General features: G+C 69.7%; 16 protein-coding genes. 6 read left to right on the plus strand and 10 right to left on the minus strand.

Going from position 1 to position 21083, the window contains the following annotated elements:
• Positions 1-227: 227 nt before the first annotated feature.
• Complete coding sequence (locus KY501_RS10500) at positions 228-1124, plus strand: metallophosphoesterase (RefSeq protein WP_224362655.1); 897 nt, start codon at positions 228-230, stop codon at positions 1122-1124.
• On the opposite strand, the gene KY501_RS10505 is transcribed toward KY501_RS10500, so the two are convergent.
• Together KY501_RS10505 and KY501_RS10510 are read right to left on the minus strand one after the other, a co-directional pair.
• Positions 1084-2250, minus strand: coding sequence for a sensor histidine kinase (locus KY501_RS10505; RefSeq protein WP_224362656.1), 1167 nt, complete (start codon positions 2248-2250; stop codon positions 1084-1086). The two genes, KY501_RS10500 and KY501_RS10505, sit on opposite strands and share 41 nt — an antisense overlap.
• A 195-nt stretch (positions 2251-2445) precedes the next feature.
• On the minus strand, positions 2446-5271 hold the full coding sequence (locus tag KY501_RS10510) for a TonB-dependent receptor domain-containing protein (protein WP_373691586.1): 2826 nt from the start codon (positions 5269-5271) through the stop codon (positions 2446-2448).
• A gap of 226 nt (positions 5272-5497) precedes the next feature.
• Here KY501_RS10510 and KY501_RS10515 point away from each other — a divergent pair, with 226 nt between their 5' ends.
• A complete protein-coding gene (locus tag KY501_RS10515; RefSeq protein ID WP_224362658.1) occupies positions 5498-6292 on the plus strand; it encodes a hypothetical protein in 795 nt (264 codons plus the stop codon).
• A 22-nt stretch (positions 6293-6314) separates the two neighbouring features.
• Here the strand turns inward: KY501_RS10515 and KY501_RS10520 are convergent, their stop codons facing one another.
• Complete coding sequence (locus tag KY501_RS10520) at positions 6315-6803, minus strand: helix-turn-helix transcriptional regulator (protein ID WP_373691581.1); 489 nt, start codon at positions 6801-6803, stop codon at positions 6315-6317.
• A gap of 338 nt (positions 6804-7141) precedes the next feature.
• Here KY501_RS10520 and KY501_RS10525 point away from each other — a divergent pair, with 338 nt between their 5' ends.
• Entirely contained in the window at positions 7142-8299 is a 1158-nt protein-coding gene (locus KY501_RS10525) for a serine/threonine protein kinase (RefSeq protein ID WP_224362660.1), read from the plus strand.
• Positions 8300-8404: 105 nt separating this feature from the next.
• A complete protein-coding gene (locus tag KY501_RS10530) occupies positions 8405-8797 on the plus strand; it encodes a response regulator (RefSeq protein WP_224362661.1) in 393 nt (130 codons plus the stop codon).
• Positions 8798-8807: 10 nt separating this feature from the next.
• On the opposite strand, the gene KY501_RS10535 is transcribed toward KY501_RS10530, so the two are convergent.
• Both KY501_RS10535 and KY501_RS10540 read right to left on the minus strand, forming a co-directional pair.
• Positions 8808-11249 carry a PAS domain S-box protein gene (locus KY501_RS10535; protein WP_224362663.1) on the minus strand — a complete coding sequence of 814 codons (2442 nt, stop codon included), beginning with the start codon at positions 11247-11249 and terminating at the stop codon, positions 8808-8810.
• A gap of 44 nt (positions 11250-11293) precedes the next feature.
• Positions 11294-11566: a hypothetical protein gene (locus KY501_RS10540; RefSeq protein WP_224362664.1), complete on the minus strand. Its 273-nt coding sequence runs from the start codon at positions 11564-11566 to the stop codon at positions 11294-11296.
• Between the two features lie 163 nt (positions 11567-11729).
• On the opposite strand from KY501_RS10540, the gene KY501_RS10545 reads away from it, so the two are divergent.
• Complete coding sequence (locus KY501_RS10545) at positions 11730-12404, plus strand: response regulator (RefSeq protein WP_224362666.1); 675 nt, start codon at positions 11730-11732, stop codon at positions 12402-12404.
• 13 nt (positions 12405-12417) lie between these two features.
• Here KY501_RS10545 and KY501_RS10550 read toward each other — a convergent pair whose 3' ends face one another.
• Genes KY501_RS10550 through KY501_RS10565 form a run of 4 tightly spaced genes read right to left on the minus strand, consistent with a single transcriptional unit; the run spans position 12418 to position 18723 of the window.
• Entirely contained in the window at positions 12418-15273 is a 2856-nt protein-coding gene (locus KY501_RS10550) for a bpX6 domain-containing protein (protein ID WP_224362670.1), read from the minus strand.
• On the minus strand, positions 15270-17069 hold the full coding sequence (locus KY501_RS10555; protein ID WP_224362671.1) for a hypothetical protein: 1800 nt from the start codon (positions 17067-17069) through the stop codon (positions 15270-15272). The genes KY501_RS10550 and KY501_RS10555 overlap by 4 nt, the downstream gene beginning before the upstream one ends.
• On the minus strand, positions 17066-17512 hold the full coding sequence (locus KY501_RS10560; RefSeq protein WP_224362673.1) for a bpX5 domain-containing protein: 447 nt from the start codon (positions 17510-17512) through the stop codon (positions 17066-17068). The genes KY501_RS10555 and KY501_RS10560 overlap by 4 nt, the downstream gene beginning before the upstream one ends.
• 50 nt (positions 17513-17562) lie before the next feature.
• On the minus strand, positions 17563-18723 hold the full coding sequence (locus KY501_RS10565; protein ID WP_224362674.1) for an AAA family ATPase: 1161 nt from the start codon (positions 18721-18723) through the stop codon (positions 17563-17565).
• 99 nt (positions 18724-18822) lie between these two features.
• On the opposite strand from KY501_RS10565, the gene KY501_RS10570 reads away from it, so the two are divergent.
• On the plus strand, positions 18823-19410 hold the full coding sequence (locus KY501_RS10570) for a hypothetical protein (RefSeq protein WP_224362675.1): 588 nt from the start codon (positions 18823-18825) through the stop codon (positions 19408-19410).
• 176 nt (positions 19411-19586) lie between these two features.
• Here KY501_RS10570 and KY501_RS10575 read toward each other — a convergent pair whose 3' ends face one another.
• Positions 19587-20963, minus strand: a complete 1377-nt coding sequence (locus KY501_RS10575) for an MATE family efflux transporter (protein WP_224362676.1) — start codon at positions 20961-20963, stop codon at positions 19587-19589.
• Positions 20964-21083: the final 120 nt, after the last annotated feature.

Raw genomic sequence — 21083 nt, forward strand, 5'->3', positions numbered from 1 at the left:
GTGCACAAGCACCCTCCCCCGTTTCCCTTTTCGGCAGGTGCCCGGCCCCCAGCCCGGGGAGCGGCCCTCCATGGAGGCGCCGGAATTTCCTGAGGCATTTCGGGTTTTTTCTCCCACCGGGTCTCTGGATGCTCGTGGGGCAAGCGGCTCTGTTCCCCCACCTTCATCCGCGTGGGACCTGTTCTCTAGAATCCACGACTCCACCCTGCCCCGATGGAAGGAACAGCATGCCTCTGAGACTCTCCCGACGCCGCGCCGCGCGCCCGGCATCCTTCTCCACGGGGCGCAACGCGCTGGCGCGGAATGAGGTGGTCGCGAGAGGCGTCGAGGATCCGCTCCGCCCCGAGCTGCGCTTGCGGTGGCGCGACCACTTCGCGCTCAACGAGTACGAGTTCCATGTCCCCGGGCTGCACCCGGCGCATGACGGACTCCGGGTGGCGCAGCTCTCGGACATCCACGTGGGGCAGGCCACCTCGGACGTGCGCATCCGCCGCGCGGTGATGGCGGTGAACGCGTCGGCGCCGGACCTCGTGTTCCTCACGGGCGACTATGTGACGCACAGCCCCAAGCCGCTGCCGCGCGTGCGCGAGGTGCTCTCGGGGCTGCAGGGCCCCGTCTTCGTGGTGCTGGGCAACCATGACCACTGGGTGAATGCGTCCTACCTGCGCGACGGCTTCCAACAGTTGGGCTACACGGTGCTGCAGAACGAGCACCGTGTGGTGCATGTGCGAGGCGCTCCCGCCACCATCCTGGGCGTCGATGACGGGCGTACCGGGCGCGACGACGTGGAGGCCACCTTCCGAGGCGCTCCTACCTCCGGCACGCGCCTGGTGCTGGCTCACACGCCGCCCACGGTGGAGAAGCTGCCTCCACACGCGGGGCTGGTGCAGTTCTCCGGACACACGCACGGCGGCCAGTTCGTGGTGCGAGGCCTCACCGAGGCCCTCTTCCGCCGCGCCGGCCAGCCCTACATCCGCGGGCACTACGCGGTGCGGGGCAACCAGCTCTATGTGAACCAGGGGCTGGGCTTCGGCTTCGGTGGGCCGTACCTCCGCCGCGGCACCCAGCCGGAGGTCGCCTTCTTCACCCTGCGTGCCGCTCCGGCCCTCCAGGCCATGGAGTAGCCTGGCGCGCGTCTCGGGGCAGTAGCACGGTGAAGGTGGTGCCCTCATCCTCCGTAGAGCGGACCGCCACGCGTCCTCCGTGCGCGTGGACGAGCTCCCGGACGATGTAGAGGCCCAATCCCAGCCCGCTGCAGCGCCTGCTCCCACCCGAGGCGCTCGCGCGCTGGAAGGGCTCGAAGAGCGTGGCCAGTTGGTTCTCCGGGATGGGCACGCCGGGATTGTGGACCTCCAGCGTCAGCAGCTCACCTCGGGGATGGGCGCGCACGAACACAGGCACGTCCTCGCCCCCGTGCTCCAGCGCGTTGGCCACCAGGTTGCTCACCACCTGCGCCAACCGCTCCGCGTCCCACACGCCCTCGCTGGGGCCCGCCTCCTCATAGGTGATGTAGCGATCCGGGTGGGACGTGGCCAGCTCGTCCACCACCTGGCGACACACCGTGCCCAGGCTCGCGGGAGCCACGGACAGCGGGATGCCGCTCGAGCGCCTCGCCCGCGTCAGGTCCAGGATGTCGGCCACCATCTTCGCCATACGGGCCGCGCTCGCCTCGACACGCTGGCTCAGTTCCTGCTGCATGGACGAGAGTGGGCCGCACTGCGCGAGGGCCTGCACCGAGAGGGTGATGGCGTTGATGGGGCTGCGCAGATCATGCCCCAGGATGCCGATGAAGCGCTCGCGGAGCTCGGCCTCTTCCACCATGCGCTCCTCGCGGGCCTGGGCCTGCTCCAGCGCCTCGAGGGCCTCGCGCTCCTCCAGCCGTTCGCGAGACACATCCCGCAGCCACAGCGCGAAGCCATCTCCTCTCTGCACCCCCGTGGCGAGCCAGCACGTCCGCGTCCCTCCCGAGCGCCGGTGCAGCTCGGTGACGTAGGGCTCTCCCGTCTCCACCACCCGGGCGCATGCGGGGAGCTCCAGCATGCCCGCCACCGACTCCACCCAGCGAGAGAGCCCTCCGGTGCCCTCCTCCCTCCAGGCCTGCGCCTCCGCGGCGAGATTTGCCGCCACGCACCGGAACGCGAGCAGATCCCCATCGCTGTCGCGCACCGCCTCGAAGAGCAGGCACGGCGTATGGCTCTCGACGCAGAGCCCTCTCCCCAGGGAACTCCCTGGAATAGGAGACATGTTCATGGATGCAACCCCCCAGCTCACCGCCATCTCGCCAGCGAATCGGGCACAGAAGAGGGCGGCGCGGCCGCCAGCACCCTGCCACATTTCCGGGAAGTCATGATCCGGCACGGCACCGGATCCACCTCTGGATGATCAGCGCCAGACATTGGCAGCGTCTCGAACTGGATGCTGTCTGGTGCCGGACGGTGCTCCTGATCAGTAGCGCCCCTTGAGCCCGAGGATGGGCAGCACGACGGGGATGCCGATGGGCCGCTTCTCCAGCGGCGCACCGGAGGGCCCCGTGCCCAGATAGTCGAAGCCCACCACCTCGCGGCTGATCGTCACGTTCAGCATGTCCAGGTAGGCCTCGAGCGTGAACGTCTCGTAGGCCCAGGCCTTCGCCAGGCGCACGTCGAACCGGAAGAAGGCCGGGAGCCGGTCCACCTGATCCCGGTCCACCTGGATCCAGTCCGGGTGCGAGCTGCCATCCGGCTCCTGCCGGATGCCCTCGCGATGCGTGGCGGTGCCCAGCACGCTCGTCTCCGGACGCCCCGTGTTGAAGTGCAGCACCCCACCCAAGGTCACGTTGTTGGCGAACTTGTAGCTGACCACCATGTTCAGGATGTGCGTCTGGTCGAACACGAAGGGCAGGTTCTTCGCCTCCACGTTCACCGAGTCGCCGAGCTCGTCGTGCCGGACGAAGCGCGTGTAACGCGTGCTGCGCTGCAACGAGTACGAGAGCCATCCAAACCAGTTGCCTCCCAGCGGGCGGCGGATCAGCACCTCCATGCCGTAGGCCAGGCCGTGGCTGACCAGGTCCGACAGATCTTCGTCATCGATCAGAATCTGCGAGGCCCTCACCTGGGAACTCCGGGGGGTGCGAGGCAGTCCACCCTCGCCGCCGCCGTCGAGGAGCGTCTCATCCGCGAAGGGCGTCAACTCCACCGTGCGCAGCATCGGGTTGACGTAGAAGTCCAGGCCCACCTCGAAGTTCCTGGGCGCCTTCCACTCGGCTCCCATGGAGAGCTGGAGCGCCTCCTGGACTCCCTGCGTGAGCCCCGCGATGTCCACCACGGGCACGCTGATGATCGTCGTGGGCGCCTGGTGGAAGAGCCCCGCGCCGGCCTTGAGCGTCAGGTCCTCCCGGAGCTTGTAGCGAGCGGTGAGCCGAGGCTCGACGGCGAAGTGATTGGTGCCCCCCGACAGATGGTAGTTGTCCAGGCGCAGGCCGGGGATGAGCGTCCACCGCTCGTCCGGCTGCCACAGCAGCTCGCCCCAGGCTCCCGAGAAGAGGCCTACCGCCACCGGCTGATCGAACTTCACATCGTCGACGTCGTCGAACGGATCGTCGGAGGAGATCGTCGCCGCCGCACGCTTGCGGTCCACATCCGCGCCGCTGCGCAGGCTCAGGCGCTCGGTGAGCTTCGCCTCGTAGCCCACTCGCACCGCCAGGGTCCTCTGATCGATGTTGAACTCGGCATTGTCACTCGCGTCATTGCTCACCGTCGCCAGCCGATCGACACCCCACGTCACCCCGGTCTCCAGCTCACCGGGCCCCACCCGCCGCCGGTCCCGGAGGTCCAGGCGGTGGAAGAGGATGGTCTGCAGTGTGGTGGTACCGAATGCGTCCTGCGCCTTCGTACCGAACGTGTCCGAGGAGCCGAACGCCAGCAGCCGCAGCTTCCCGCCCGCCAGGTCCTGCTCGATGCGCGTCTGGTAGTCCCAGAAGTCGAGGACAAGCTTGTCGTTCTTCCGGCCGGGCGCCGGCGGATCCTGGAACGCGTTGGCCGCCAGGGCGATGATCCATGGCGTGTACGAGTAGCGCCCCGCGATGGAAATGTTGGTGCCCGTGGACTTGAAGGGGTACTCGAGGAAGACACCCGCGTTGATGAGGTCCGCGTAGGCGCTACCGTGGACACGGTCATCCCTCGGACGGCTCAGTCGGCCATCGATGGCGCCTCCCATCAGCCGCCCATACTGGGGTGGCGGCGTGCCCGGGTAGAAGTCGATGGTGTCGATAAAGTCCGGGTGGACCACCGCCGGCCCCAGAAAGAGGTGGAAGAGAATGGGGACGCGGATGCCGTCCAGGTAGTAGCCCGTGGACGAGGGCTGGCTGCCTCGCACCACCGGGTACGCCACTCCCGAGACCATGCTGCCCACTCCGGGCAGCAGCATCACCACGCGGAAGGGATCTCCCATGGTGCCGGGCACGTCTCGCAGCTCCGCCTCTCGCAGCGTGACGCGGGAGACCTCCGTGCGCTCGCGATCCCCTCTCACCACTGTCTCGTAGGGATTGATGACCAGCGGCTCCAGGCCGTAGACCACCTCCAGCGTCTCGCCCCGGCTCAGGTTCTCGATGAAGCTGCCGGGCTTGTGTCCCGAGGCTGCCACCCGCACCTTCTGGGCCGACGCGGGCCAGCGCGCCTCGAAGCGCCCCTCAGCATCCGTCTCCACGGGCATGTCCGGCGCGGCGTCCGAGATGAGCACCGCCCCAGGCAGCGGCCGACGGTTGCCCTTCTCGCGTACCAGTCCTCGCAACAACACGGGAGCGAGCGTTGGAGCCGTGCCTCCGTCCCCGGCCGTGGCCACCGTGTCGGTGGGGGCCTCGAAGCGATACTCGAAGCCGATGCGTACCGGCACCGGCTGACCGTCGAGCAGGGCCGGGGTGAAGCGCAGCCTCGTGGCGGCGTGCAGTGCGGCGTCATCGAGCAGCGGGTGGGAGCCCGCTACCAGCGTCGCGGACTCCACCTCGCCTGCCTCGTCCAGCAGCAACTCCAAGCGCACCGTGCCCGTCACCCGCTCCGCGGCAAGCTGAGTCGGATAGGTCGCCGGTGAATCCGCCAGCAGCATGGGTGCCTGGAACGTCGACTCCGAGCCCGCATCCGCCGGCCCCGTCGCCTCCAGCTCGAGCCCCGCATCCGTCCGGCGGACGCCCACCTCCGTGAGGGTGCCCGCGTCGGAAGTGCCCGCATCCGCGCCCCACGCTCGCAGCGCGAACAGCGCCAGGCCGAGCACCAGCCCGAGCTCGAGGGACCTGCCCATCCCGAGGTGTTGGCTCAGCCCGGCCCCCCTATCGGCCATATCCCATCCGCGGCTCGCGCATGGGGGCATGAGGCCAGGGTTCCCGAGGGGATGACAAGTCTGATCACCTGCCGAGGCGTCACCCGCGAAGTCCTCCTCTGTCAGACGCTGGACCGTTAGCCTGCTCCCCTCCCACCCCGAGTGCGTGTCACCCGCATGGCGCAGCGCCCCATCCCCGGAGCCCCTGATGAAGAGCCTCGCCCTCTGGCTGACCTGCTTGAGCCTCTTGTGGCTGCCGCTCGCGGCACGTGCCGAGTCCGGCGCTCCCACGCCGGAGAGCACCGACACCGGCAAGTGGATCCGGGAGCGCGTGCGCAACGCCAGCCAGGGCCAACCCGAGCGAGTCCGCCTGCACGTCACCGGCTGCATGCCCTCCGCTACCTGCCCGACCTGGTTCTACGTGGGCCGTGCCGATGTCGAGGATGACGAGGAACGCAGTCACGGCGTCATCCTCCTCCCGGAGAAGGGCGTGGTGCTGCCAACGCGCCAGAGCGGACGCGAGGCCTCGTGGGGGCCGGAACTGGTGATTGAAGGCTCCTTCACCGGTGTGGTCCGCGCGCCGAAGACCTCCGAGGGCTCTGGCGATCCCGACTCAGCCGAGCCCTCCCCCGAGTTCAAGGTGGCGAGCGCGATGCTCCTCCACCCGTCACGGAACGAGCCCACCCTCCAGGTGCTCCTCTCTGGAGAGGAGGCACGCAAGCAGGTCTCTCCCTTCGGCGACAAGCGGCGCTGGCTGGTGCTGGTGAGCAACAAGCCGCTCTTCGAGCCCGAGAGCGAGAAGCAATCCCAGGACGCGAAGAAGCAACTGCTCGAAGCAGGCTTCAAGGACGCGGAGGTCTTCGACAGCCGCAAGGCGCCCCAGCTGCTGTGCTGCTACCTGTCCGTGGCCGCGGGCCGCTACGAGACCGAGGCGCAGGCCCAGACGACCCTCAAGGCCCTCAAGAAGAAGGGCTTCCAGGCGTACATCCGTCAGGGCTGGTAGCGCCGCGCCGGGCGGGTGCGCCTCACGCGCCCGCGATGATGGCGGTGGCCACGAGGTGCATCAGCTTGATTTGGGGCCGCTTCAGCCGGCGCAGGCTGCGCAACAGCCGCCGCATCTCCGGCGTGTCGTCCAGCCCCTCCGGCACCTCGTCCGCCCAGGGAGATTCCTCGGGCGAGCCATTGCGCGGCGCCAGGCCCATCAACTCGTCCGGGCCGCTGCGCAGCGCCACGCACAGCCTCAGCAGGGTGGGCACGCTGGGCAACATCTTCCCCCGCTCCATCCGCCCATACACCTCGGTGGCCACGCCGATCTTCTCGGCTACATCCGCCTGCGTCAGTCCGGCGCGCATCCGCGCCATCCGGGACGCCTCGCCCACCGTCGTTGCCAGCCGCTTCTCCATGCGCCGCACGGCTTGAGGCAGGACAGGCCCCTTGCGGCGGGCACTGCGCCGCGCCGGGGCGGGGGCCGAGGAGAACGAGATCGTAGAACCTTTCAGGTTGGCTCTCAACACACGAACCTTGCGCACGTTGCAGGTTGGGCGGGAGTCACCTGCTGGCCCTCGCCGCCTGGCGCGCCGTTATAACCCGCTACGTCGGGAGCAGGTAACCCTATTTACCAGGTCGGGCCCTATTTCATGGGTTGGGTCCTACACCCCTGGGCCCGTCTAAACCCTGGATTTTCCGTTTAGGCCGCGCCTTCGTGACGCAATGCATCACACAGGCCCTATCAGGTAGGGCGGCTGTCCTGCGGTCAGGGGTGCTCCCAGGTCGTCTTGGACGACCCAATAGGTGACGCCAGCCTGCTGACGAACCATACTCTCCAGGTTCTCTCCGTCGCAGGAGTGCCGTCATGCCGTCCCTGTCCTCCGAGCCCGCCGTGCCCGAGGTGCTGCTGCGGTCCGGGCCCACGTCGTACGAGTTCGTCCGGACGCTGGGAGCTGCCCGAAACGGGGAGCTGGTCCTCGCCCGGCGCCGCTACGACGAGGGCTTCGGCGGCTTGAGCATCATCAAGCGTCCCCTGCCCCCCGTGTCCGAAGAGGCGCGGCGCCGGCTGGTGGACGAGGCCCGCGTCAGCTCGCAGCTGCACCACCCCAACCTCCTCACCATGCTCCAGCTCAAGGGGCCGGATGGCATGCCTCACCTCATCCTCGAACACGTGCCTGGCTATCGATTGGATGTGCTGTTGGAAGCCTCGGAACACTCGCGCCAACCGCTCTCCGAGGGCTTCGCCTGCCATGTGGTGGCGGAGATCGCCGATGCGCTGCACCATGCCCACACCCTGGTGGATGAGCACGGGAGAGACCTGGGCATCGTCCACCGGGACGTGACGCCCCACAACATCCTCCTGGGAGAGCACGGCGAGGTGAAGCTGCTGGACTTCGGCGCCGCGTGGTCCCGCCTGGCCGGACGCGTGAGCAGCGAGGGACCCGCCGTGCAGGGTAGTCTCGCCTACGCCGCTCCCGAGCACGTCCACCATCTGTCGTTGGATGGGCGCGCGGACCAGTTCTCCCTGGGCATCGTCCTGCTCCAGCTCCTCACTGGCCGCCACCTCTTCGAGGGCGCCGAGAGCTTCGATGCGCGGCAGCGCCAGCCTCCCGTGGCCGAGGATGCCGTGACGCGGTTGTGCGCCCATGAGCTGGCCGAGCGCATCCGCAACTACACGGTGACGGACCTGGAGGCCGCCACGCGCGCCGTGCCCGAGGCGCTGCGCGCCATCGTCCACCGCATGCTCTCGCCCGAGCGCACGGGCCGCTTTCCCTCTTGTGCGAGTCTCTCCCGCGCGCTGCGTGAATACCTGCGAGAGACGGAGCAACCGTTCGGACGGCACGAGGTGCTCGCCGAGCTCGTCAGCCTGCGCTACGTGGCCCTGCGGGTGGCGGCGGGGGAGACTCCGGACGATGCCGTCAACGATCGGCTGCTGCCCGAGCCGCCTTCCCCCCGGTCGGCGCCTCGTTCCGTCGCGCACCACCGGGCTGCGCGCATGAGGGGCACACCGCGCCGCCGTTGATCATCGAGTAGCCAACATCCCCGGGTTCGAAGACTTTCCTCTTCCTCATCTTCGGATGAGGCTAGGAGCGAGCTCGCACGCCTTTGAGTCGGGGGTCGGATCGCAATGAAGGAGCACTTCCGTGTCTTAGTTGTCGAGGACCACAGCGACAGCCGGGAGATGCTGGAGGAGTTCCTCTCCGAGGAGGGCTTCATCGTCGAGAGCGCTGTCAACGGGCTGCAGGCCCTGGAGCGCCTGATGCGCGCTCCTCGCCCGGACGTGGTGCTGTTGGATTTGATGATGCCGGTGATGACGGGCTGGGACTTGATGGCCCGTGTGGCCGAGGAGCCCTCGCTGTGGGGGCTGCCGGTCATCGTCGTCTCGGGCGCGGGCGCCACGCGGCCCCTCCCGCAAGGCATCCTCACCTCCATCCCCAAGCCGTTGGATCTCAACCTCTTGATGGAGACGCTCGGAAACCTGCGTCCGGCCTCCGACGCCGCCATGGCCGCCGGCCGCTAGCCCTGGCTGCTCAGGGCGCCGTCACGCTCAGGGTCATCGTCGCCACGCGAGGCAGGAGGACCCGGAACGTCGTGCCCGCCCCCGCGGTGGACGTCACCTCGATGTGTCCGCCGTGCCCCTTCACCACCTGCTCGACGATGTAGAGGCCCAGCCCCAGGCCGCCTCCCTCGGAGGAAGCGCGGCGGAAGGGATCGAACAGGTGCGGCAGGGCCTCGGGCGGGATGGGGTTGCCCCCGTTGTGCACCTCCAGCTCCACCATCTCCCCGCGATCCTGGAGCGCGAAGCTGATGGGCGTGTCCGGCGGGCTGTACTGGAGCGCGTTGCCCCCCAGGTTGCTCACCACCTGCACGAGCCGGCCCGCGTCCCACTCGCCCTCGTAGCGCCCCCCCTCCGAGCGCAGGCGCACGGTGCGGTCCGGCCATGCGGCCTCCAGCTCCTCCACACCCTGGCGCAGCACCTGGCGTAGATCTCCGGGCGTGCGGTGGATGGGGATGCCGCCTCCCAGCCGGCCGCGGGTGAAGTCCAGCAGCTCGGCGATCATCCGCTTCATCCGGTCGGTCGACTTGGCCACGCGGGCCGCGGCGCGCTGGTCCCGGGCGGACAGCGTCTCGCTGTGCAGCAACTGGGTGGCGGACAGGTGGATGGCGTTGAGCGGATTGCGCAGATCATGGCTGACGATGCCGATCAGCTTCCCGCCGAACTCGGCGGCCTGACGCGCGGCGGCCTCGGCGCGGCGCAGCTCCGTCACGTCCACGAACGTCACCATGCCCGCGATGATCTGCCCCATCCGATCCCGGATGGGGGCGCTGGAGGTGAGGATGGCGGTGCGCTGGCCATCCTGGTTGCGGAACTCGATCTCCTCGCCCTGCACCACCTCGCCCGTGCGCAGCGAGCGCGCCAGCGGCCACTCCTCGGGCTGATAGGGACGGCCGTTCGCGTGGTAGCCCGGGTAGGAGGAATAATCGCCGATATGCTCGGCCTGGATGAAGGGCATGCGCAGGACGCTCTCCACCTGCCGGTTGCCCAGGACGACGCGCCCGGAGGGAGCCTCGGCGAGCATGACGCCCACCGGGAGCTGATCCAGCACCGTCGCCAGACGGGAGCGCTCCGCCTCGATGTCGGCCAGGAGCCGCTGGCGCTCGAGTTCCGCCGTGCGGCGCTGGGTGATGTCCACGAAGGTGCCCGCGCGCTGGACCACCTTGCCGGACGCGTCCCGCAGCGCTGTCACGTGCGTGAGGACGGGGAAGCGGGTGCCGTCCTTGCGCAGGTGCATGGACTCGTATTCGTGGTGGAGCTTGGAGGAGGAGGCGGCCACGTGCCGAGCGAGCACCCCGCGAGACTCGGGGGCGAAGACGTCCACCAGCGGCCGGCCGATGAGCTCCTCGCGCGAGTAGCCGTGCATCTGCGCGAAGGCCGGGTTCACGTCCTCCAGCACGTTGTCCCCGGCACGGGCGAGCGCCACGCCCACGCCCACGTGGGTGAAGATCTCCTCCCACCGCTCGCGCTGGGCCTCGCTGGCCCGCAGCCGGGCCAGGGATTGCTCGGCCTGGATCCGGGCGGCCTGTTCTCGCGCGTGGGCCTGTGCCCGGGCGATCATCGACGTGGTGCGCGCCGCCATGGTGCGGAAGAGCAGCCGGTCCTCATCGGAGAACTCGTGGCTGGTGCGGCTGCCCATGAGCACCACGCCCAGCATCTCCTCCTCGAGCAGCAGCGGCACGGCGTACAGGGCCCGAATGCCACTGTCGCGCAGCGCGGGGCTCACCACCCGGGGGTCGGTGGCCACATTGTGCACGGTGACGGGCTGGCGGGTGGCTGCCGCCTCGCCGGAGAAGCCCTCGCCAATGAGCACGCGAAAGTCTGGTTCGAGCGTGAGCCCCACCGCGCTCTCCAGCTGGAGCTGGTTGCCTTCGCGCACCAGCACGGCCACCGAGTCCACCACGGGGACGTTCTCTCGCAGCACCTGCAGCAGCCGAGGCAGGAAGGTGGAGAGATCCGGGCTGCCGATGGCCGCGGCGGAGATGCGATCCAGTGCCTGGAAGGTGCGCTCCCGGACTTCCATATAGCGGGTGACCGAGGCGGCCACCGCTTCGTCCACGGCCTCGTGGAAGACGAACGCGGCTTCCCATGAGTCGGTGGGCTGCTGTTGTGCCCACAGCCGGAGCACGCACTGGCGCAGCAACTGGTATTCCGCCACCACCTGCCGCAGATCGAAGCCCTCGCCCAGCCGCTCCAGTGCGTGCGCATCCGAGACGTGGCTGAGCGCGTCGGCCACCTCTGCCGCGCGGGGCCGGGCCATCAGCTCCGCGATGCGCTCCAACAACTGGGGCAGGTGGTCACGCAGGACCCGCTGCGACAGGCCCTGGGCCGCGGGCATCCGGCGCGCCTCCACCTCCCACGCTTCGAGGATGGTGTCGCGATGGGTGCGGAGGAAGTCTGCCAGGGGTGGAGGCACGCGAGGAGACTCGTACAAGAGAACAGAGCGCCAGGCCCGGGCTTTCAGGAGAGTGGAGCTGACAACTCGTCATCCGGGCTTTTGAGTTCCAACAAGTGGAGAAGCCCATGCTTCCAGTCCACGGCGTAATGCACATGAAAGCCCGACGGAAGCAGGCACGCACCAGAGTGCTCCGCTCCCGCTGTCTGGCCCTGTGTTCCGAGCAGGGGCCCGGAGAAGATGGCTCCCAGCTCATGCAGCACGCGCTCGCGCACGGCCGGCTGGCAGGCGGAGAGCACCCCTACCGCCTGGGGCATGAACTGGAGTCGAAAAGCCATCCTGCCTCGGAAGGTGGCCACGCCCTGGCGAGGGGGCAAGCGGGCCCCAGGGGCTAGGAGGGTCGGCTCTGTCGCAAAGGCGACGGTTGAGCGGTGCGTTCGCCCCCTCCTTCTCTCGCGGTGAGGAACGGGGAGGACAACCGGGTTACCCTGGGGCCTCGCCATGCCCGTACAGAGACTGCTGATTGTGGAGGATGATCCGCTCTGGCGGGAGCACCTCCATGAGACGGCGCGGTCGGAAGGCTGCGAAGTCGCTCTGGCCTCCGACGGATTCGAGGCGCTGTCCTACTTGAACAGCCAGGAGCGCGCCCGGCCGAACCTCGTCGTGATGGATCTGATGATGCCTCGCGTGGACGGCTGGGAGCTGTACGGGCGGATGCGCACCACCGCGGCGCTGCGTGACATCCCGGTGTTGATGATGTCCGTGACGGGACAGAGCGTGAACCTGGGCGGCGTGGTGGGTTTCCTGCACAAGACGGACTCTCCCGGGCCACTGCTCAGCGAGTTGCGGCAGCGCCTGCGCGGCTTCGATGTCTTCCCCCCGGTGCCCGAGCCGAGCGGCCCCTATGCCCTGCGCTTCACGGAGGAGACGCGCCTCGCGTTGGGCACGCTCCCCCCTTCGCAGCAAGTGGCCATCCGTCAACACCTGCTGCGGGCGGCGGAGCTGGCCAACGGCGCGCTTCCCATGGCGTCCACCTGGCTCGTCGCGCTGCCGGGCGATCCCCCCGCGTTGCTCGTGACGGTCCAAGGCGTGCGGGTGGTGCTCGAGGTGGACGACACGGAGCGCAGCCTGCTCGCCTCCAGTGCCATCATTCCCGTCCATCTGCCGCGCTCGTAGCGCCCGCTCCCCGCTATTGGACGGGGATGTGCCGCGCCGTGCCCTCCACCAGGTCCACCCTCAGCAACCGGCCCAGGGTGTCGAAGAGGAGCAGCTCACCCGCCGAGAAGCGGGCTCGCACGGGCACCTCTCCCGCGAAGGTGAAGCTCGCCCGGAGCCTGTTGCCCTTCATATAGAGCTTCGCCTCGTGACCGGCTTCGGACTTCAGGAGGGCCAGTGACCACGGGGGCGAGAGGATCAGATCGTTCGCCCGCTCGATGGCCCCCGCGCTGACGTTCAGCACCAGCCTCGGCAGGCCATCTCCCGGCTTGCGCGTGGCTCGCGAGCGCAGCGTGGGCCCCCCGGGCAGGGAGTACGTCCAGAGCTGGGGATCGTCCCCCCAGGTAGCGAACCGCAGCGACTCCGCATCGGCCTCGATCCCCGTCACCGCCCCTTCCACCTGGGACACCCGCCAGAGCGCGCGGAGGCCCTCTTGGGCCAGCGCGTCCACCGCCATCACCGTATCGCCCTCGGAGATGAACCACAGGTTGCCGTCGTAGCTCGGGGCGAAGACATCCACCCGGGCGTCGCACCAGTACGTGGCCCGCCGCGGGCCAGGCTCGATGCGAGAGATGCGCTGGAGAGCCCCACGTGGCGCAAGCGCCAACACCCGGTCCTCGTGCACCGAGGGCACCAATGAGAAGGCCGGCACGTCGAAGTGCGCCACGGGGGAGCCATCGGCTCGCACCAACCGCACCCCGCCCTCGCCCAGCGCGAGCAGGATGCGCTGGCTCGACAGCGCCACCGCGTCGTGGATCGGATAGGGGCCGGCCTCGATCGCGGCGAGTCGATCCTCCAGCACCCCTAGAGTCTCATCAGCCCAGTTGCGGCGGCGGGGATCCGATACCGGAGGGAGATCGGCTCGCAGCGTGCCATCCCCCACGTCTCGGAGGAGCCGCGCGAGGAAGCTCGCGTCGATCCGAGTGTGATCCGCGGACTTATCCCTCAAGAGTGCGCGGACGGCTGGGCCCACCAGCGCGTTGCGCGATTCCGATCGCGGCTCGGACGCGAGCACCTCCGCGAACGCGAGCCGCTCGGACGCGCGATCGTGGCTCTCATCCTCGAGCAGTTCGAGCGCCGCGGGACGGCTGGCCTCGAAGGTATCCGGGAAGGCGGAGATGAGCCGAGCGAGGGCTCGCGCTCCGCCGACGCCGCCCACCGTGGCCCCATGCTCGAGCCAGGAGCGCGCCAGGGGACGGGCATCTTCGAGCGGCCACACCACCACGGCCGCGCGCAGGTAGTCGCCTGCTTCGGCGAGCGTCTCGGCCCAGAGCAGGCGCAGGGTGCGCGCCTCGGCCGGGTGGGTGCGCTCCAGCCGCAGCACCGCGTCCGGGAAGGCGCCGCTGCGCCGGGCGATGGCCACCGCGCGCTGGATGTCCTTGGCCAGCAGCCACTGGCGCACGACGAGCCCCGGTGCCAGGCCGCGCCCCTCCGCCAGCTCCGCCGCGAGCCGCAGGCGCCCGTGCTTCTCGAGGAAGGACACGGCCTCCTCGTGCGCGCCGAGCAGCTCGGTGAGGACGAAGGCGGCCTCATCGATGCGGCCCTCGCGCTCCAGGCGCTTGAAGGCCGCGCGGTAGCGCTCCTTGAGCGCCGCATAGACTTCCTGGCCCCCGCCGAAGATGGAGGCGGGACCGTCTCGGCGGGGCTGGATGGAGAGGTCCTCGCGCGGGCCAGGGAGTCCCAGGGCGACGCGCGCATCCTCCGTCAGCTTGTCCGCGCCCAGGGGGATGGCGTAGCGCAGCGCCTCGTTGAGGTCGCCCTGCTCGAACATCTCGAAGAGGCGCTGGACGTACTCCGCCTTACGCTGCCCCAGCAGCGGGCCCAGGGGCGTGTTCTCCAGCAGCCACTCCGAGAGCCGGGAGAAGAGCCCCGGCCCCTGGGGAGGAGGCGGCGGTGCGGGCTCCGAGGGCCCCTGCTTGCGCGAAGACGAATCGGCGCCCGGGGGGAACAAGGTCCGAAGCATGGAGCCGAAGATGCGCGACATCAGAGACGGAGGCCCCGGCACCCGCTCTCGCGCCTGTGGCTTGGCGGATGCGTTCGCGGGCAGGGCGCGCGAGGCTTCAGGTTCCGCCCTCCGAGAGCCCAGCGTCCGCTGGATCCAGGACATGAACCGGCGCGCGGCGGAAGCAGTCGCGGTGGTCGCAGAGCTCCGGGATGCGCTGACCGTCTTCTCGACCTTCGCGGGCGTGCCGCGCTCTCCGCGCAACCATGCGCGCAGCCGGTCCCACAGCGAAGCCGAGGCACCTGCCTTGGCCAGCTGCGCGGCCTGAACGGCCTGAGGCATCGGGCGGCCTTCCATGCGTGCCCGCATCGCCTCGGCCTCGGGCTCCGCGGGAGGCACTCCCCGGAAGAGCTTGCGCTCGGGAGCAGCAACAGGCTCCAGAACCTTGACGGGAGCAGGAGGCGCACCGAGTCCCCGGACGATGACGGGGGTCCACTCGGAGATGTCGAGCCACGCCGCCACATCCAACCGGCGGGAAGGCTCAAAGGGGAACACCTGCGCCTGTCCCGCGCGCACCAGCACCACTGAGCCCGGAGGCGGAGCCAGCTTCGCGCGTTCGGCGGCGGAGAGGGGAGCGGAGAGCAGCACCCCTTCCTCCAAGGTGAGGGGCAGCCCAGGCGTGGCGGAGCAGCGCACCGGATGGGGACGTGGGAGCCGCAGGAGGAAGCCGCCCGCAACGGGGAAGACGCTCGTTCCGGGCGCCCACGCGGCGAGCACCCGCCGACGGGCCTCGCGCTCGCCCAGGAGCGAGGGATCGAACCAGAAGGCCGCCGCCACCACGTGGCCACGGTGGAGATGGAGTCGGGGCCTCACGGGACGTGCGCTCATGCGCCCTCCTCGGGCGAGGCGCGGTAGAGAGCCGCCTCCTGCGAGAGGCTCCACACGACGAGCTCTCCCTTCACGGTCTGCCACACGAGCACGGGCAGCCCGTGGCTCACCGCTGCATGCACCACGACATCCGCGGCCCGAGTCAGCCGCTTCTTCTCGGAGGGAGTCTGCAGCAGGAACGTCTGCCGATCGGGCGCGAGCAACACCAGCCCGGGCTCCTGCAAGGCATGGGAGCTGTCGGCCACACCCACCACCCGGTAGTTCTTCTCGGAGACATGGAGATCGACGTTGCTATGAGCGACGAGCACCCTCCAGATACCGGGCTGGTGCTGCAGCGCAAGCAAGCCTGCTTCGGTGTGGCCGACCGCGATGGAGTGCCCGAAGAACGCCTCGCCAATACCGGGGCCCAGAGGCAAATGGCGCTGATGGTTGTCCTCCAGGAGGCCCAGCCACATGAGCCCGTCCTCGGAGGAGCCCTCCGCGGGCTTCATCACGAAGGCGGGCTTGCGGCGCACCTCAGCGAGGGCACTCACTCGATCGGCCAGCACCGCGGGCCCTTGGTGGCCGATGACGAAGAGGCGTCCCTCGGCGTCACGAATGAGCACGCGCTCGCGGTCGTTCTCGACGACGGAGGTGACCAGGCCCGGGAGTTGGTTGGGCCCCGGCGCCTCCGGGAGCAGACCCTCGTAGCCCAGGTAGGGAATGCCACGGGGCTTGTTGCTCCGCAGGGGGCCCTTCACCCCACCGTGGATCCAGAGAACCTTGTCGTCCCGGGTGAGCGCGAGCAGCCCTCCATTGCGGCGCCATCCCACGGCCACGAGCCGGTGGCCGATGGGCAGCTGGAAGCGCCGAGGCTTGGGGACGGTGGAGCGCGGCGAGTGGGGAATGGGCTGAGCGGCCACGCTCCCATCCGCCCGGAGGAGGAGGAGCCGCGTGCCATCCGCGGAGAAGAAGAACGACTGGATGCGGGTGGAGCTGGACAGGCGCACCGGCGTGGTGGCGCGAGAGGTGAACGGATCCCTCAGCAGGCGGACGCAGTCCTCCGGCGAGGGCAGCTCCAGTTCCACGGAGCTGGGAGCCCGGGCCACGCGCTGCACCGAGACGGCGAGCCGGCGGATGCTCGGGGCCACGCGCTCCTCCACCTCCACCCGGGACAGGCCCGCGGCTTCGGGGATGCGCGCGAGCCGGGAGCTGCCCACGAGCCAGCAATCCTCTGGGGCCGAGCCCAGCGCCAGCGCCTCGCGCCACCTGGAGAGGTGCTCGCCCGTCACGGGGGCGATGCTGCGCGCGGAGAGCCAGGACTGGACGGTGGAAGCGGTGACGGTGGCGAAGGGGCCGCGATCCGAGGAGGACTGGAGCACGGCCCAGGAGAACTCGGCGCCAGCGGCCTCGGCGCGGCGCTGCAGCACCACGAGCAGGGCGAGGTGGGCGATGCGGGGAGCCCCGAGCTGATCCGGCCCGGCATCCAGCAACGCCACGGTGCGCCGCGAACCCTGGGGCTGCTTGAAGGCCGGCTTGAGGAAGGCGTGCTCGCCAAAGGCCGCGCGACGGATGAATTCGTCGGGGGACTCGAGGGCGTGGAGCCACTCGGTGAGCAGGAGCCGCTCGTAGGGGCCGCGGCGGGTGAGCCCGTCATAGCCCTGGGGCTCTCCGCCCTCCGTCTCCCCACGAGGCCGGAGCGCGCCGATGGCCGCCGCGAGCCGGGCCACATAGGGCCCCAGACTGAGCGCCAGGTCCTCCGGGAAGAGGGAGAGCTGCAACGCCCACGGGCGCAGTGCGGGAGGCAGGCTGCTCACGGTGAGCTCTCCGCGACCTTCAGCCAGGAAGCGAGCGTCTCACGGGCCACCGGGCGCGCGGCGCCCACGGGAACGAGCAGCCCCGGGCGAGGAAGCACCGCCAGGGGCGTCCCACTTGCGGCCCACGCCACCAGCGCCCGCTCGAGTAGGGCGGGAGCCACTTCGGGAGCGAGCGCGCAAGGCAGCAACAGCGAGGGCGCGGCCCCATCCCTCCCGAGGTACACAGCCCCATCGACCCATGGCAACGACTGGGTGTCTCCCAGAAGGACGAGCACGCCCGAACCGGCCACGCCGCTCCAGGCGCTCAGCTGCGAATCCTCCGCGGCCAGGGCTCTGCGCGCGAGCGAGAGCGCCACAGGCCCGACACCCGCGACAGCGAGCGCGGCCAGGGGCTCGGGCCGGGGACTCCACGTCACCGGCAGTCTGGCAGGGGCATGAGGCAACGGGCGAAGCTCCAAGGGGAATCGAGCTTAGACCAAGGGACCCGAGCACCTCACGCCTGTGCCACGGACGAGGTAGGGCCTCCGAGCACCGTGAGAATCTCTTCCCGAAGTGCCTGGAGTTCCACGGGCAGCGCTTCGGGAGCAAACCCCGCATCCATCTCTCGCACCACGCCCTCCAGCTTGAGCCGCCACGCGGGGAGTTGCTCGGTGCCCTCGGCGGGCCGCCCGGCCAGCACCTCGCGCCCGGCCCGACCGATGCGCTGCGCCCGAGCCAGGGGCCCCGCACTCGCCTCCAGCGCCGCCGCCGCGAGCGCTGGATTCTCCGTGGAGGCCAGCAGCTCGCGCAGCACCTCGCGAGCCAGCGCCTGTCCCTCCTTCGTGGGCACCGCATAGATGAGCGGCCACAGGTCCGCGACGCCTGGGGTCCGCCGCCCCGCGAGAGCCGCAGCAGCAGCGATGAGCCGCTGTACCTTCACCGCGCGCCGGTCCGACAACCCGATGCCCGCCGCCCGGAGCGTGCGCAGCGCGTGCGCCAGGTGAGGCCGCACCGGCCCCAGGTCCGCCTCCTGCGCCGCGCGGGCCAGCACATCCAGCGCTTCCAGCGAAGCCACCCGGGCCTTGGCCTCGTGCCACAGGGAGGCGCCCCCCGCGAGCAACTCCTCCAGCTGGGGATCGGGCACGGGCTCTACATAGATGCGCGCCAGGAAGCGGTCCGCGAAGGCCGCCAGGGACTCCTCCTCGGGCAGCCCGTTGGAGGCACCCACACACACCCTCAAGGGGACCTTCATCCGGGTATGGCCGCGCCGGAAGGTGCGCTCATTGAGCACCCCGAGCAGGGTATTGAGGATGGCGGTGGACCCGAGGAACACCTCATCGAGGAAGGCGACCTCGGCCTCGGGGAGCATGCCGGTGGTCTCCGTCTCCACGGTGCCCTCGCGCAGCTTGCGCAGATCCACGGGGCCGAAGATCTCCGAGGGCTCGGTGAAGCGTCCCAGCAAGTACTCGAAATAGCTGCCGCCCAGCGCCCGAGCGGTCCGGCGGACGGCCTCGCTCTTGGCGGTGCCCGGCGGGCCGATGACGAGCAGGTGCTCCCCGGCGACGGCGGACAGGGCGACCAGCTCCACCATGGCCTCGCGCTCCACCAGGCCTCGGGCGGCATCGGCCAGGGCATCCCGGAGCGAGGCGGCGGCTTCTTCGAAGGACAGGGACATGGGAGTGCAGTGTATGAGGCAGTCGCTCGATTCCGCACGATGAACCGGCGGGGGAGCAGGTGGACCAGCCCCCGGAGGGCTGGGCTAGGCTTTGCGCCGATGAGACGCAAATCGATGCGCTGGGCGATGGCTGGGCTGTTGCTGTGGGCGGGGTCGGCCCAGGCCGGAGAGTGGAGAGGGTACCTCTCCCTGGGTGCGGGCATGGCGCTGGACCGTCTCAGCGAGTGGAACGCGAAGGGCGCCGCCATCAACGCGTACTTCGGCGTGGAGATGCCCATTGGCCTGTCCCTGGGCATCTACGGTGAGGCTGCGGAGACGTGGGGCCAGAAGTTCGAGGACATCCAGCACGACTCCAGCCGGGTGCAGTTGGACTACCGGCAGTATGGGATGGAGGTGCGCTTCCGAGGCTTCCGGGACCGGATGATCTCTCCGTGGTTGGCGGTGCGCCTGGCGCGCAGCGCCTCCAAGCCGCAGACGCCGAACGAGTTCGGCCAGCTGGTCCGCCAGGAGTTCCAGGCCATGAGCGCGGCGGTGCGCGGCGGCTTCGACGTTTGGCTGGGGATGAACTGGGGCCTGACGGCGGCCACGTCGTGGCAGTGGTGCGACGTGCGCTACGAGAAGGAAGCGGTCCGCGAGTGCACTCGCCCCATCAACTCCATCCTGGTGGGGCCCACGCTGCGCTTCTGATACGGCCTTCAGCGTGCGTCGCGCACGACCAGCGCCAGCAGGAGCACGGTGGTGAGGCAGAACACCGGAATGCCCAGGGAGATCATGCCTTAGAGCACTGCAAGCCAGGTGCCGAGTCCTCTCCTCCTCGGAAGCCCCGAAGTGTGGCTCGGGAACCACGACATCCGCGCCCTACCCTATGCCTCCAAGGGACGCAGGGTGCCCGCACTGAGGCGGTTGAAGCGCCACACCAGGGCGAGCGCCACGGAGATGAGGCCCGCGCACAGGCCCCACCAGATTCCGAGGATGCCGAGCCCGAGCCCGAAGCCCAGCACCAGCGACAGGGGCAGGCCGATGGCGTAGTGCCCGACCATGTTGGCGAGGAACGTGAACCGCGTATCGCCCGCGCCGCGCAACACACCGGCGCCCACTCCCTGGAGCCCGTCGAAGACCTGGAAGACGGCGGTCACCATCATGAGGGGGACCAGCAACGGGACCACGTCCGAGGAGGCTCCGGCCAGCCATGCCAGTTGGCGAGGGAAGAAGGCGAACACCAGCGCGGACAGGGCCATGAAACTTCCGCCTCCCGCCAGCGCGACGAAGCCGCTCATGCGCGCTTGGGGCGTGTTGTGCGCTCCCACGGCCCAGCCCACGCGCACGCTGCCCGCGTTGCCGATACCCACCGCGATCGTGAAGGAGAGGCTGGCGAAGGAGAGGGCAATCTGGTGCGCGCCCATGCTGGCCTCACCCAGCTTGAAGGCCAGGGCGCCCGCGAGGGCGAACACGCCGATCTCCGCCGCGAGGTGCAGCCCGATGGGAAGGCCCACCCGAAGCGCCTGCGCCAGATCCGTCCAGACCGGACGGCGTATGGGCCTCGCCCCCTCCACGCCAATGGACCTCACCGCCAGCAGGATGATGGCCAGTTGGAGCACGGTGCACAGGAAGGTCGCCAACGCCGCGCCCGCCGCGCCCATGGCGGGGATGTTTCGAAGGGGCCCGAACCCTTCCGGGAGCACGCCGCCGCCGAAGACCAGGACGATGTCCGCGAGCAGGTTGAAGATGTTGGCCGCCACCGTGGCCACCACCAGCGGGCGGGTGTTCGCGGCCGACTGGAGGTAGGCGCGCACCGAGAGGAACGCCAGCATCGTCACCATGCTGGGAGCGCGCCAGAAGAGATAGGCACGGGTCTCGACCAGCTGCTCCTTCGGATATCCAAAGAACGGGAGCACGTCCGGCACCAGCACCACCAAGGCCCCCATCACCGTGCCCGCGAAGAGCGCCATCCACCCGCCCTGCCACAGCAGCGCCCGGGCCCGGGACGCATTGCGCGCACCGAAGGCCTGGGACAGCAGGGGATCGAAGCCCATCATCAGGCCCATGCCCAGGCCGCTGACGGCGAAGAAGATGGCGTTGGCCAGACCGACGGCCGCCAGGGCCGAGGTACTGGCTCGCCCGACAACCAGCGTGTCGACCAGGCTCATGAGGGACTGGCCCCCCTGAGCAATGGCAATGGGGATGGCGAGCCGCATCAGTTCGCGGAATTCCTCGCGACGGGACTTCACAGGGGCAGACATGGGACAGGCCGCCTATAGCGTCTTCTGGCGCGGAATGCGCTGCTGAAGAGGCGGACGAGGGCACCTGTGAGCGCTGACCTCAGGCAAAAAAAAGGCGATCGGCTCGCATCCCCCGAGGGA

This window comes from Hyalangium versicolor (assembly GCF_020103695.1).
Lineage (GTDB): Bacteria > Myxococcota > Myxococcia > Myxococcales > Myxococcaceae > Hyalangium > Hyalangium versicolor.

Coding starts and splice junctions, on each gene's coding strand:
- KY501_RS10530 (WP_224362661.1), top strand. CDS start 8,405: ATGAAGGAGCACTTCCGTGTCTTAGTTGTCGAGGACCACAGCGACAGC.
- KY501_RS10570 (WP_224362675.1), top strand. CDS start 18,823: ATGAGACGCAAATCGATGCGCTGGGCGATGGCTGGGCTGTTGCTGTGG.
- KY501_RS10575 (WP_224362676.1), bottom strand. CDS start 20,963: ATGTCTGCCCCTGTGAAGTCCCGTCGCGAGGAATTCCGCGAACTGATG.
- KY501_RS10505 (WP_224362656.1), bottom strand. CDS start 2,250: ATGAACATGTCTCCTATTCCAGGGAGTTCCCTGGGGAGAGGGCTCTGC.
- KY501_RS10550 (WP_224362670.1), bottom strand. CDS start 15,273: ATGAGCGCACGTCCCGTGAGGCCCCGACTCCATCTCCACCGTGGCCAC.
- KY501_RS10565 (WP_224362674.1), bottom strand. CDS start 18,723: ATGTCCCTGTCCTTCGAAGAAGCCGCCGCCTCGCTCCGGGATGCCCTG.
- KY501_RS10500 (WP_224362655.1), top strand. CDS start 228: ATGCCTCTGAGACTCTCCCGACGCCGCGCCGCGCGCCCGGCATCCTTC.
- KY501_RS10510 (WP_373691586.1), bottom strand. CDS start 5,271: ATGGGCAGGTCCCTCGAGCTCGGGCTGGTGCTCGGCCTGGCGCTGTTC.
- KY501_RS10525 (WP_224362660.1), top strand. CDS start 7,142: ATGCCGTCCCTGTCCTCCGAGCCCGCCGTGCCCGAGGTGCTGCTGCGG.
- KY501_RS10515 (WP_224362658.1), top strand. CDS start 5,498: ATGAAGAGCCTCGCCCTCTGGCTGACCTGCTTGAGCCTCTTGTGGCTG.
- KY501_RS10540 (WP_224362664.1), bottom strand. CDS start 11,566: ATGGCTTTTCGACTCCAGTTCATGCCCCAGGCGGTAGGGGTGCTCTCC.
- KY501_RS10545 (WP_224362666.1), top strand. CDS start 11,730: ATGCCCGTACAGAGACTGCTGATTGTGGAGGATGATCCGCTCTGGCGG.